General features: G+C 64.7%; 16 protein-coding genes. 9 read left to right on the forward strand and 7 right to left on the reverse strand.

Annotated elements, in window-relative coordinates; translation table 11 throughout:
• Positions 1–1094: RNA polymerase sigma factor (locus X735_RS137150; RefSeq protein WP_023814151.1), on the forward strand; the 1094-nt coding region annotated here is incomplete at its 5' end.
• A 3-nt stretch (positions 1095–1097) separates the two neighbouring features.
• Here X735_RS137150 and X735_RS137145 read toward each other — a convergent pair.
• From X735_RS137145 to hrcA, 6 genes are all read right to left on the reverse strand, one after another.
• The gene (locus tag X735_RS137145) at positions 1098–1724 is read right to left on the reverse strand and encodes a glutathione S-transferase family protein (RefSeq protein ID WP_023814152.1); all 627 of its coding nucleotides are present in this window, start codon (positions 1722–1724) and stop codon (positions 1098–1100) included.
• 131 nt (positions 1725–1855) lie between these two features.
• The gene (gene cysK / locus X735_RS137140) at positions 1856–2836 is read right to left on the reverse strand and encodes a cysteine synthase A (RefSeq protein WP_023814153.1); all 981 of its coding nucleotides are present in this window, start codon (positions 2834–2836) and stop codon (positions 1856–1858) included.
• A 177-nt stretch (positions 2837–3013) separates the two neighbouring features.
• Positions 3014–3631, reverse strand: coding sequence for a LysE family translocator (locus X735_RS137135; protein ID WP_023814154.1), 618 nt, complete (start codon positions 3629–3631; stop codon positions 3014–3016).
• A gap of 111 nt (positions 3632–3742) precedes the next feature.
• The gene (locus X735_RS137130) at positions 3743–5095 is read right to left on the reverse strand and encodes a sorbosone dehydrogenase family protein (RefSeq protein WP_023814155.1); all 1353 of its coding nucleotides are present in this window, start codon (positions 5093–5095) and stop codon (positions 3743–3745) included.
• Between the two features lie 98 nt (positions 5096–5193).
• Complete coding sequence (locus X735_RS137125) at positions 5194–5391, reverse strand: hypothetical protein (RefSeq protein ID WP_023814156.1); 198 nt, start codon at positions 5389–5391, stop codon at positions 5194–5196.
• Positions 5392–5415: 24 nt separating this feature from the next.
• Positions 5416–6498, reverse strand: a complete 1083-nt coding sequence (gene hrcA, locus X735_RS137120; protein WP_023814157.1) for a heat-inducible transcriptional repressor HrcA — start codon at positions 6496–6498, stop codon at positions 5416–5418.
• A gap of 198 nt (positions 6499–6696) precedes the next feature.
• Between hrcA and rph the strand changes: the two genes are divergently transcribed.
• From rph to X735_RS137090, 6 genes are all read left to right on the forward strand, one after another.
• On the forward strand, positions 6697–7413 hold the full coding sequence (gene rph / locus X735_RS137115) for a ribonuclease PH (protein WP_013528632.1): 717 nt from the start codon (positions 6697–6699) through the stop codon (positions 7411–7413).
• A 184-nt stretch (positions 7414–7597) separates the two neighbouring features.
• A complete protein-coding gene (locus tag X735_RS137110; protein WP_023814158.1) occupies positions 7598–8008 on the forward strand; it encodes a VOC family protein in 411 nt (136 codons plus the stop codon).
• A complete protein-coding gene (gene rdgB, locus X735_RS137105; RefSeq protein WP_023814159.1) occupies positions 8008–8655 on the forward strand; it encodes an RdgB/HAM1 family non-canonical purine NTP pyrophosphatase in 648 nt (215 codons plus the stop codon). The genes X735_RS137110 and rdgB overlap by 1 nt, the downstream gene beginning before the upstream one ends.
• The gene (hemW, locus tag X735_RS137100; protein WP_023814160.1) at positions 8652–9815 is read left to right on the forward strand and encodes a radical SAM family heme chaperone HemW; all 1164 of its coding nucleotides are present in this window, start codon (positions 8652–8654) and stop codon (positions 9813–9815) included. The genes rdgB and hemW overlap by 4 nt, the downstream gene beginning before the upstream one ends.
• Positions 9816–9818: 3 nt before the next feature.
• Positions 9819–10142 (forward strand): low molecular weight protein tyrosine phosphatase family protein, encoded by a 324-nt coding sequence (locus X735_RS137095; RefSeq protein ID WP_023814161.1) that lies wholly within the window; start codon positions 9819–9821, stop codon positions 10140–10142.
• 25 nt (positions 10143–10167) lie between these two features.
• Positions 10168–10605: an EamA family transporter gene (locus X735_RS137090; RefSeq protein WP_023814162.1), complete on the forward strand. Its 438-nt coding sequence runs from the start codon at positions 10168–10170 to the stop codon at positions 10603–10605.
• 73 nt (positions 10606–10678) lie between these two features.
• Here the strand turns inward: X735_RS137090 and X735_RS137085 are convergent, their stop codons facing one another.
• Entirely contained in the window at positions 10679–10870 is a 192-nt protein-coding gene (locus tag X735_RS137085; protein ID WP_023814163.1) for a hypothetical protein, read from the reverse strand.
• A gap of 134 nt (positions 10871–11004) precedes the next feature.
• Here X735_RS137085 and rsmI point away from each other — a divergent pair, with 134 nt between their 5' ends.
• Entirely contained in the window at positions 11005–11934 is a 930-nt protein-coding gene (gene rsmI, locus X735_RS137080; protein ID WP_031213910.1) for a 16S rRNA (cytidine(1402)-2'-O)-methyltransferase, read from the forward strand.
• Entirely contained in the window at positions 11927–12304 is a 378-nt protein-coding gene (locus tag X735_RS137075) for a YraN family protein (RefSeq protein WP_023814165.1), read from the forward strand. The genes rsmI and X735_RS137075 overlap by 8 nt, the downstream gene beginning before the upstream one ends.
• Positions 12305–12329 lie beyond the last annotated feature (25 nt).

A 12329-nucleotide genomic window follows, 5' to 3' on the forward strand; every position in this document is an offset into this window, starting at 1 on the left:
GCTGGCCGCGAACCGGCGTGCCGGAAAAGCCGGAAGCCTGGCTGCTGGCGGTGGCGCGGCGGCGCCGTGTCGATGCGGTGCGGCGGCGGCTCACCAGCGAGGCCGGCCGCGAGCATCTCAAGCTGATTGCGGAGGAGGCGGAGGCGCGCATGACCGAGGAAGATCTGCCCGACGATCGGCTGCGGCTGATGTTCGCTTGCGCCCATCCGGCGATCGAATCGAGCGTACGTTCGCCGCTCATCCTGCAGACCGTACTAGGGTTCGACGCCGCGACGATCGCCTCCGCCTTCCTGGTCTCGCCCGCAACCATGGGCCAGCGCCTGGTGCGGGCCAAGTCCCGCATCCGTGAAACCGGCATTCCGTTCCGCGTGCCGGAGCGGGTCGAACTCGGCGAAAGGCTGGACGCGGTGCTGGAGGCGATCTATGCCGCCTTCGCCGAAGGCTGGTCCGATCCGGCCGGCACCGAAACGCGGCGCCGCAACCTGGCGACCGAAGGCATCTGGCTCGGCCGGCTGGTGGCTTCGCTGTTGCCGGAGGAGCCGGAGGCACTGGGCCTCTTGTCGCTGATGCTGTTTGCTGAGTCCCGCCGCGCGGCACGGCGCAGTGCCGCCGGCGACTTCGTGCCGCTGGCGGAACAGGATTGCCTTCTATGGGACCGCGCCCTCATCGATGAGGCGGAGGCGCTGCTTTCCCACGCCGCGTCCAAGGGCGTCATCGGCCGTTACCAGCTTGAGGCGGCCGTGCAGTCCGCGCATGCGGCACGAAGGCTCACCGGCCGCACCGATTGGGTGGCGATCCAGGAACTCTACGACGCGCTGCTTTCGATCGCAGGATCGCCGGTGGTGGCGATAAACCGCGCGGTGGCGATCGCCGAGGCCGAGGGCGCCGTGGCCGGCCTGGCGGCCCTTTACGTGCTGGGCGACGACAAGCGGCTTGACGAGTATCAGCCCTATTGGGCCGCACGCGCCGGTCTCCTGGCCAGGCTTGGTCAGGTACCGCAAGCCTGCGAAGCCTATGACCGGGCGATCGGCCTTGAGCGCGACCCGGCGGTGCGCCGGTTCCTGCAAGGTAAAAGAGCGGTGCTCAGAAATTGAGCTTCAGCCCGGCCACATCTCGTGCGAGGTGTTGAGCGTCTTCATCAGCGGATGGTCGCGCAGCCGCGCCCACAGGCGTTCAATGTTCGGCCATGCCGTCCGCGCGCTGTCGATGTCGGGATGCCAGGCGACCAGCATGACCAGATAGATGTCGGCCAGCGACATCCCGTCACCGACCAGCCAGTCCCGGCCCTCGAGCGCGGCATCGAGAACGGCAAAGCCGCGGTCCATCTCGGCCACGGCCGCCAGCTTGACCGCCTTGGTGCCTTCGGGATCGGCCGTGTAGCGGTATGCGTAGTAGAAACGCAGCACCGCCGGATAGAGCACCGACGACATGAATGCCATCCAGCGCAGGAAATCGGCGCGGGCAGGCGAGTCTACTGCCGGCGCCAAATTGGCATTGGGATGACGCTCGGCAAGCAGGATGCAGATCGCCGCCGATTCGGTCATCGAGCTTCCGTTTGGCAAGGTCAGCACCGGCACCTGGTTCAACGGACTGATGTCGAGGAAGGCGGGATCGGGCCGGTCGGTCTTCGGCACGTCGATCTGCTCGAACGGTGCATTGGCCAGCGCCAGCGCCGCCTCGACCACGAAGCCGCCGCTGCCAGGACGGGTGTAAAGCTTGTACATGAAATCCTGCCCCCGCCCGCGCAAAGCAGGCCGGGGGCGATATGAACCGGAAGCGGTGTCGCGCTCAAGCCGCCGATGGCGGCCAGGGGCATTTTTTCAGCGGGCCAGCTTGGCCACGAAGAAGCGTCGGATTACGATCCCAGCCCCTCGAACAGGATGGTCGACAGGTAACGCTCGGCGAAGGACGGGATGACCACCACAAGATTTTTGCCCTTGTTCTCCGGCCGCGAGCCGACGACAATGGCCGCCTGCAGGGCGGCGCCCGACGAGATGCCGACCGGCACGCCTTCGAGGCGGGCGACGAGGCGGGCATTGGCGACCGAATCCTCGTTCGACACCTTGACGATCTCGTCATAGACCGACGTGTCGAGGATTTTGGGCGCAAAACCGGCGCCGATGCCCTGGATCTTGTGCGGGCCGGGCTGACCGCCCGACAGCACCGGCGAGGAGTCCGGCTCGACAGCAACGACATGCACGGAGGGCTTGCGTTTCTTCAGCACCTGGCCGACGCCGGTGATGGTGCCGCCGGTGCCGATGCCAGCGACGAAGATATCGATCTCGCCATGCGTATCGTTCCAGATTTCCTCGGCCGTCGTCGTGCGATGGATTTCCGGATTGGCCGGATTCTCGAACTGCTGCGGAATGATCGCGTTGGGGATCGTCGCTGCCAGTTCGTCGGCCTTGGCGATGGCGCCCTTCATACCTTTCGGGCCTTCTGTCAGCACCAGCTCCGCGCCGAGCAGCGCCAGCATTTTCCGGCGCTCGATCGACATCGTTTCGGGCATCGTCAGGATCAGCTTGTAGCCCTTGGCGGCAGCGGCGAAGGCAAGCGCGATGCCGGTGTTGCCCGACGTCGGTTCGATCAGCGTGGTCTTGCCGGGAGAGATTTTGCCCGACGCCTCCAGCGCCTCGATCATCGCTACGCCGATGCGGTCCTTGACCGAGGCGATCGGGTTGAAGAATTCGAGCTTGGCGATGAGATTGGCGACGATGCCCTTTTCCCGAGCGAACTTGTCGAGCCGCACCAGAGGCGTATCGCCGATCGTGTCGGTGATGGAATCGTAGACGCGGCCGCGGCCGGGCACGCGGGCTGATGTGGTGGGCTTGTTCATTGGTTTCGCTCCCAGAATTTCAGGCAAGTGGATTTGCGGGCAACATAGGACCTTCGACCGCGCAAGATAGACTGTCGATTGAAAATATCCGAGTGAGACCTGTGTCTAAAACAGTGCCGTCTCGGAAAAGCATTTCCCGCAAAGGCCTGTTTGCGAAATGCTTTGGCCGAAAGCCCGCTATTGGCGGGCGGCAATCGCTGCAGCGGCACCGACCATGAAGCCGGCAGCCGTACGGTTCAGCGCCTTGAGCGCGCGCGGCGACTTCAGGAACCAGCGCGCCTTGGCGGCCAGCGCCAGATACGGCACCAGCACCACCAGAAGCACGAGGATCGTCAGCGCGACGAGAATGCCGTAGTCGGCCAGCGTGATGGTTTTCAGGTCGACGATGGTCGGCGTGATGGCGAGATAGAAGATCATCGTCTTGGGATTGCCGAGGGTAACGGTCAGGCCAGCGACGAAGCTCGACAGCAACCCGCTTTTGCCTTTTCTGGCCTCGACGGTCTCGGGCGTGATGCCGCTGTTCCAGAAGCGCCAGCCGAGGAAGGCGAGATAGGCGACGCCGAGCCATTTGATTGCCAGGAAAACCATGCCGAAACTCTGTGCAACGATGGCGAGGCCGAGCACCACGGCGGTCAGATAGGTGATGTCGCCAACCATCAGGCCAAAGGACATCGCCAGCGACGAGCGGAAGCCGGAGCCGAGCGCACGGGCGACCAGCGCGGTGATGCCGGGACCAGGAATCGCGGCGGCGATGCCGAGAGCGGCGCTGTAGGCGAGGAATCCGGTGAGGGTCATGGTTGCGGCCTTGCGCGACGCTGCTATCACGGCATCCTATCGCACAAAGCCCGGCGGGCGTGAATTCCCTGAAACTCGGATTCGATTGCACCACGCCTGTGCGAGTTGCGCTCAGGAACGACCGTCGCCATGGGTGACACGCCAGATGGTGCCGTTGCCGTCCTCGGTGACGATCAGCGCGCCATCCAGGGCCACCGCCACGCCGACCGGCCGCCCCCACACCTCGCCGTTTGAGACGACGAAGCCGGTGATGAAATCCTCATATTCGCCGGTTGGCTTGCCGTCCTTGAACAGCAACCGCACCACCTTGTAGCCGGTCCGGTTGCCGCGGTTCCATGACCCGTGCAGAGCGACGAAAGCATCGCCCTTGTATTCAGCCGGAAAGCTCTTCCCCTCGTAGAAGGCAATGTTGAGCGGCGCCGAATGCGCCTGCATCAGCACATCGGGAACGGTCGTTTTGCCGGCAAGATCGGGGCGCGCACCCTTGTGGCGCGGATCCTCATTGTCGCCGATGTAGTACCAGGGCCAGCCATAGAAGGCGCCCTCCTTGACCACGGTCGCGTATTCGGGCGGCACATTGTCGCCAAGCGCATCGCGTTCGTTGACGACGCACCACAGCGCGCCGGTCGCCGGCTGCACGGTCATGCCCGAGCAGTTGCGCAGGCCGGTGGCAACGATGCGGCCGCTCTTGCCATCGGGATCGAAGGCCAGCACATCGGCGCGGCCATCTTCGGATCCCCATGGCGCGCCGAGCGCCTGCGACGCCGCCCAGGCGTCGAGTCCGCCCTTCGGCTCCTGGCCCATGTCCTCGGCGACATTCGATCCCGAGCCGACCGACAGATAAAGCGTCTTGCCGTCCGGCGAAAAAGCGATGTCGCGGGTCCAGTGGTGATTGGCCGGGATGTTGTCGACGATGGTTTCTGGATCGCCGGAGGCCTTCAGGTCGCCATTGCGGTAGGCAAAACGCACGATGCTGTCGCTATTGGCGACATAGACCCATTGCGGGTCAGCGCCTGGCGGATAGAAGGCAATACCATAGGGCTGGTTGAGATTGCCGGCAAAGATGCCGTCCTGCGCAGGCTTCGCACTGCCTTCGGCCAGACGGTAGATGCGGACTTGGTTGGCCTCGCTGTCGGCGACGAACAGGTCGCCATTCGGCGCGACGCGCACGACGCGTGGATTGTCGATGCCCGATGCAACCAGCTCGGCCGAGAACCCCGGCGGCAGTTGCAGCTTCGCGTCTGCCGGCATGTCCGCAACGCCGGCGCTGTTCGAGGTCGACCGGGTGGCATAGGGCTTAGGCAGATCGTCCGGTCTGATCAGGCGGCGTGTGCCCGGCTTGTCCGCTCGCCAGTCGCCGAATGCGGCCGCGCCTTTGAGCACCGGATCGTCCGCCTGCTGGGCGAATGAAGCGGTCGAGAGAAACAGTGCGGCGGAAATTGCGGGGCCGGCAAAACGCATCATTCGGTCCTCCAATGTTTGGGCGTGAGAACAGGAACGAGCGGTCTCGTCGATCGTTCCACGGCACACGATGAGGTGGAGGAAGCTTCCGGTTTCCCGGCTCAGGTCCCGGCGGCGTAAAAATCGTCGTCGAGGCGTTTTTCCAACTCGACGAGGTCAGCCGGCAGCGGCAATCCCATGGCGCGCATTTCCTGCAGTTTTTCACGCAACTGCTCCTGGATCTCGTGCTGGTCCTCCGGCTGGTTGACCATCTCCTCCAGCAGCAGGCTGATCCGGGCCTTGAATTCTTCGAGCGCCATCGTCGTCTCCTCGGTTGGATCAGCTCAGCGCAGCATGCGGGAAATCAGCTGCGCCGTATAGTCGACCATTGGGACGATGCGCGCGTAGTTCAGCCGGGTCGGGCCGATGACGCCGAGCGCGCCGACGACGCGGGCATCCTTGTCGCGATAGGGCGCGACAACCAGCGACGAGCCCGACAGCGAAAACAGCTTGTTTTCCGAGCCGATGAAGATGCGCACGCCCGAGCCCTGCTCGGCGAGGTCAAGCAACTGGATAAGCCCGTCCTGCGTCTCCATGTCCTCGAACAAATGGCGCAGCAGTTCGATGTCGGCCTGGGCGGTGACGTTTTCGAGCAGATTGGCGCGCCCGCGCACGATGAGCCGTGCCGGCAGGCCACTGTCGGCGCCGGCCCACACCGCCAGCCCCTTCTCGACCAGGTCCTGCGACAGCGTGTCGAGCGCGGCCCTGGTCTCTTCCTTGATGCGGGCGATCTCGATCCGCGCCTCGGCAAGCGTTCGGCCGCGTATATGGGCGTTGAGGAAATTTGAGGCCTCGTGCAGTTGCGAGACGGTGATGCCGGCAGGCAGCTCGACGACGCGGTTCTCGACGTCGCCATTCTGCGACACCAGCACCGCCAGCGCCTTGGTCGGTTCGAGCTGGATGAATTCGATGTGCTTCAGCGCCACCTCGTTCTTGGCGGCCAGAACCAGGCCGGCGCCGCGCGACATGCCCGACAGCATCTGGCTGGCCTCGGTCAGCATGTGCTCCAGCGTCGCGCCCGAGCCGGACGCCCGAACCTGTGCCTCGATGGCGCGGCGCTCCTCGTCGGAAAGGTCGCCAAGCTCCATGAAGGCATCGACAAAGAAACGCAGGCCGGCCTGCGTCGGCAACCGGCCGGCCGAGATGTGCGGCGCGTAGATCAGGCCGAGATGCTCGAGATCGCTCATCACGTTGCGGATGGTCGCCGGCGACAGCGAGGACGGCAGGATACGCGACAGGCTGCGCGAGCCCACCGGTTCACCGTCCCTGAGGTAGGAATCGACAATGCGCCGGAAGATGTCGCGGGAACGCATATCGAGCGACTGAAGCGCGGGCGACTGCGAAGCGGGATCGACTGCCTTGGTCATACGGCCAAAAACCTCCGGCCCAACGATATAGACTTACACTGCACCCGCGCAACCCGGTGTCTTTGTGAGATCACCCGGTGTCTGTGTGAGATCACCCGGTGTCTGCGTCAGATCGTCAGGCCATTTTCCTTTGCGCCACGCGTCCCATGCGGTTACAAGCCGGCCAAGATTCCGAAAAATGACAAGAAAGCAGCCTGAATGCGCCCTTCCAAACGCCAATTCGACGAAATGCGTGCCATCTCCTTCGAGCGCGGCGTCTCCAAGCATGCCGAAGGCTCGTGCCTGGTGAAGTTCGGCGACACGCATGTCCTGTGCACGGCCAGCCTTGAGGAAAAAGTGCCTGGCTGGATGCGCAATTCCGGCAAGGGCTGGGTGACGGCCGAATACGGCATGCTGCCGCGCTCGACCGGCGAGCGCATGCGCCGCGAGGCTTCGGCCGGCAAGCAGGGCGGCCGCACGCTGGAAATCCAGCGGCTGATCGGCCGCTCCCTGCGCGCCGTGGTCGATCTGCAGGCGCTGGGCGAGCAGCAGATCACCGTCGACTGCGACGTCATCCAGGCCGATGGCGGCACCCGCACCGCATCGATCACCGGCGGCTGGGTGGCGCTGTATGACTGCCTGCGCTGGATGGAAGCGCGCCAGATGGCCAGTGTCGCCAAGGTGCTGAAGGACCATGTCGCTGCGATCTCCTGCGGCATCCATGACGGCCAGCCGGTCATCGACCTCGATTACATTGAGGATTCCGCGGCCGGCACCGACGCCAATTTCGTCATGACCGGCAAGGGTGGCATCGTCGAGATCCAGGGCACCGCCGAGGGCGAGCCTTTCTCCGAGGAGCAGTTCGCGGACTTGATGGGCCTGGCCAAGAAAGGCATTCAGCGGTTGGTGAGTTTGCAGCAGATGGCAGTGGCCTGAGGTTTCGAATGCCGAGCCAAGACACCCCCCTCTGGCCTGCCGGCCATCTCCCCCGCAAGGGGGGAGATCAGATGCTGTCTTGGCCTTCGCCAATAGTCAACGTTGCGCGAGAAATGCCGGCGAGGCCACAGCCAATCTCCCCCCTTGCGGGGGAGATGCCCGGCAGGGCAGAGGGGGGTGCCTCGTGATGCCCTCTGCCATCCTTGAATCAGCTCTCTACGTCAGCGACCTGACCGCAGCGGAAACCTTCTACACCGACATCCTCGGCCTCCCCCTCCTCGGCAAGGTGGCCGGCCGGCATCTCTTCTTCCGCTGCGGCCCCGGCGTGCTGCTCGTCTTCAACGCCGAGGCGACCAAAATCCCGCCGGCGTCCGACGCCAGGCTGCCGGTGCCGCCGCACGGCACGGTCGGGGAAGGCCATCTCTGCTTTGCGGCGGCCGCCGACGAAATCGTGCGCTGGAAAGCGCATCTCGAGGCGAAGCACATCGCTATCGAGAGCGAATTCGAATGGCCGCAGGGCGGCCGTTCGATCTATATACGCGACCCCTCGGGCAATTCGATCGAATTCGCCGAGCCACGAATCTGGGGCCTTTGATGCATTCTCTCGACGGAAAGAAGATCGTCGTCGCTAGCCATAATGACGGCAAGCTGCGCGAATTCGCCGACCTGATGGGGCCGTTCGGCTTCGAAGCCAAGTCGGCCAAGGAGTATGGCCTGCCGGAGCCTGACGAGACCGGCACCACCTTCGAGGAGAACGCCTACATCAAGGCGCTCGCCGCCGCCAAGGCGACCGGCCTGCCGGCGCTGTCGGACGATTCCGGCCTGTGCGTCGACGCGCTCGACGGTGCGCCCGGCGTCTACACCGCCAACTGGGCCGAGACCCCGGATGGCTCGCGTGATTTCGGCATGGCCATGCAGCGCACCGAAGTGGCGTTGCAGGAAGTCGGCGCGGCCTTGCCGCAACAGCGCAAGGGACGCTTCGTCGCCGTCATCTGCCTGGCGTTTCCCGATGGCGAGGCCGAATATTATCGCGGCGAGGCCGAAGGCACGCTGGTCTGGCCGCCTCGCGGCGAACTCGGCTTCGGTTACGACCCGGTCTTCCTCCCCGACGGCTTCGAAAAGACCTTCGGCGAAATGAGCGCCGAGGAAAAGCACGGCTGGAAGCCCGGCCAGCCGACGGCGCTTTCGCATCGCGCTCGCGCCTTCCAGAAGTTCGCCAAAGCGAGATTGGGCTCGCCATGAGCATGCTGCTCGACCGGACGCCCGGCTTCGGCGTCTATGTCCACTGGCCGTTCTGCGCGGCCAAATGCCCCTATTGCGACTTCAACAGCCATGTCCGCCACCAGCCAGTCGACCAGGAGCGCTTTGCCGCCGCCTTCGAGGCCGAATTGGCAACGATGCGCGAACGCACCGGGCCGCGCGAGGTGACCAGCATCTTTCTCGGCGGCGGCACGCCGTCGCTGATGAAGCCGGAAACCGTGGCCAGGGTTCTGGACGCCGTGGCGAAGAACTGGACTGTGCCTGATGGCATCGAGGTGACGCTGGAGGCCAATCCGTCCTCGGTCGAGGCCGAACGCTTTCGCGGCTACCGGGCAGCCGGCGTCAACCGCGTGTCGCTCGGCGTGCAGGCGCTGGATGACAAGGATTTGCGCTTCCTCGGGCGGCTGCACAATGTCGAGGAAGCGCTGCACGCCATCGGCCTCGCGCGGGAAATATTCCCAAGGCTGTCCTTCGACCTCATCTATGCCCGCCCCGGCCAGACGCCGGAGGCTTGGGCATCGGAGCTGGAACAGGCGATCGGCCATGCCGCCGACCATCTGTCGCTTTACCAGCTGACCATTGAGGAAGGTACGCCCTTCCACGCCCTGCACGCGGCAAAGAAATTCATCATTCCCGACAATGACCACGCCGCCGACCTCTATGCGCTGACGCAGGAGATTACATCGGCGCATGGTTTGCCGGCTTACGAGATCTCCAACCACGCAAGGCCGGGCGCCGAGAGCCGGCACAACCTCACCTATTGGCGCTATGGCGAATATGTCGGCGTCGGGCCGGGCGCGCATGGCCGCTTCGTCGAGAATGGTCGCCGCACGGTGACGATCGCCGAGCGGATGCCGGAAACCTGGGCCAATCTGGTCGAGGCCAAGGGCCATGGCGTCACCGGCGGCGAAATCCTGACGCGTTCGGAAGAGGCCGACGAATTCCTGCTGATGGGCCTGCGGCTCGCCGAAGGCATCGACCTCTCCCGCTACGAAGCGTTCTCCGGACGCGGCCTGTCGAGCGCGCGACTGTCGATGCTGCAGGGAGAGGGGCTGGTAGCGCCGATCGGCAATTCGCGCCTGCGCGCCACGCCGGCCGGTATGATCGTGCTCGACGCCGTAGTGGCGGACCTGGCGCGCTAACCCTTGAAGAACGTCCTCTTCGTATGCAGCCAGAACCGCTTGCGCAGCCCGACCGCCGAACAGGTGTTTTCAACGCGCCGGGATATCGAGGTGGCCTCGGCGGGGACCAACCACGATGCCGACACGCCGCTGACGCATTATCTGGTGGCGTGGGCCGACCTCATCTTCGTCATGGAAAAGGCGCACCGCACCAAACTGCAGAAGAAATTCAAGGCCAGCCTGAGGAAGGCCCGTGTTATCTGCCTCGATATACCTGACGAGTATGAATTCATGGATCTTGAGTTGATTAGCCTTCTGAAGGCACGCGTTTCACGGTATCTCGGTTGAGACGCCATCCGCAAAGGCCATCGGCATGAACCTGACCGTATCCTCCTGGCAATTCTGGGCCCTCCTCTCGGCTGCATTCGCGGCCCTGACGGCGGTCTTCGCCAAAGTCGGCATCGAGAACATCAATTCCGATTTCGCCACCTTCATCCGCACGGTCATCATCCTGATCGTGCTCGGTGCCATCCTGCTCGCCAGCGGCCAGTTCCAGTCGCCGGCTACAATCTCGGGAAAGACCTGGGCTTTCCTCGGCCTGTCCGGTCTGGCGACCGGCGCCTCATGGCTCTGCTATTTTCGGGCGCTCAAGATCGGCAATGCGGCGCAGGTGGCGCCGATCGACAAGCTAAGCGTCGTGCTTGTGGCGGTGTTTGGCGCGGCCTTTCTCGGCGAGCGGTTGTCCGGAGCGAATTGGCTTGGCGTCGCCCTTATCGCGGCGGGCGCGGTGCTGGTCGCCTATCGAGGCTAGTTGCGCGCCGTTGCGGGCATTCTTTGTTTCAAGACGGGTGATGAAGATGTCGAAGCGATTGGGCATCGTCCGGTCAGTGCTCCGTCGTGCTGTCTGGTTTGTTGCTGTCGGAATGCCTGCCCTTCGTCGGCGAGGTGCTCGCGGTCCGCTCTTTGGTCAGGCTGTTCTCGGTCTTGGCAGGCGGGCGCTTGGCCGTGGGCGCGGCACCGCGCTTGCGGCCGGCATAGTAAGGCTCGAAAGCGTCCTGTATCTTCAGGCTGTCCATCCTGTCCTCCTCCGGAATCAGGGGGCTAATCTGCCAACGCCGGTTTGGTTCCCCACTGTGGCAAAGGAAAGGCGAATTCCTTACATCGGCGTCAGCTTTTGCAAGCCCGCGTCAGCCGTGCCAAACAGGGCTGAATGGAGAAGTCATCGGTGACCGCAGAGACGAGCAAGCGCAGCTATGTGGTCGGGCAGACCGAGATCGCGGCACGGCCATTGGAGCCGGCGCTCTATCTGGTGGCGACGCCGATCGGCAATCTCGCCGACATCACGCTGCGCGCGCTGGAGACGCTGGCCGCGGCCGACATCGTCGCCTGCGAAGACACGCGGGTGTCGCGCGTGCTGCTCGAGCGCTACGGCATTCGCCGCCGCACCACGGCCTATCATGAACACAATGCCGGCGAGGCCGGGCCGAAGCTGATATCGGCACTTCAGGCCGGGCAGAGCGTGGCGCTGATCTCCGATGCCGGCACGCCGCTGGTATCCGATCCCGGCTACCGGCTGGTCGGCGAGGCGCTCGACCACGGCATTCGCGTCGTGCCGATCCCCGGCCCGTCGGCGCCGCTTGCGGCGTTGACCGCATCCGGCCTGCCCTCCGATGCCTTCATGTTCGCCGGATTTTTGCCGGTGAAGACCGGGCAGCGGTTGACGCGGCTGGAGGCACTGAAAGCCGTGCCGGCGACGCTGATCTTCTTCGAATCGCCGCGTCGGCTGGCCGAATCCCTCGGTGCCATGGCCGAAGCGCTGGGCGGCGAGCGAAAGGCTGCTATCGGCAGGGAATTGACCAAGACCTTCGAGGAGATGCGAACCGGCACGCTGCAGGCGCTGGCCGACCACTATGCTGCGGCCGATACGCCGAAGGGCGAGATCGTCGTCTGCGTCGGCCCGGCCGAGGCCAAGGCGGACGAGCCCGCCGATATCGACCGCCTGCTGCTGTCGCTCGCCGCCGAGATGCCGGCTTCCAAGGCGGCTGCGGAAGCCGCGAAAATGACCGGCGGCCAGAAACAGGCGCTCTATCGGCGGCTGCTAGAGCTCAGGGAGATTTCTGGAGAAAGCGACAGTGGCTGAGCGCCCGAGCTCCAGCCGCCTGAAAGCCTATCGACGCGGTCATCGCGGCGAATGGCTGGCGGCGGCAGCCCTGATGATGAAGGGCTACAGGATTCTTGCGCGCCGCCACCGCACACGCTTCGGCGAGATCGACCTGATCGCGCGGCGCGGCGATCTGGTGCTGTTCGTCGAGGTCAAGGCGCGCCGCACGCTGATGGAAGCCATGGAGGCGATCGGTCACGAATCGGAGCGTCGCATAGAAGGCGCGGCTGACATCTGGCTGTCACGCCAAGCGGACTACGGCAGATTGTCGATGCGCTTCGACATGGTCGCGGTCCTGCCCTGGCGCTGGCCGGTGCATGTCGAGAACGCGTTTTACGGAAGGAGTTAGAGGGGGCAGCCCTCCTTCATTCGTC

It is taken from the genome of Mesorhizobium sp. L2C084A000, assembly GCF_000502875.1.
Classification (GTDB): domain Bacteria; phylum Pseudomonadota; class Alphaproteobacteria; order Rhizobiales; family Rhizobiaceae; genus Mesorhizobium.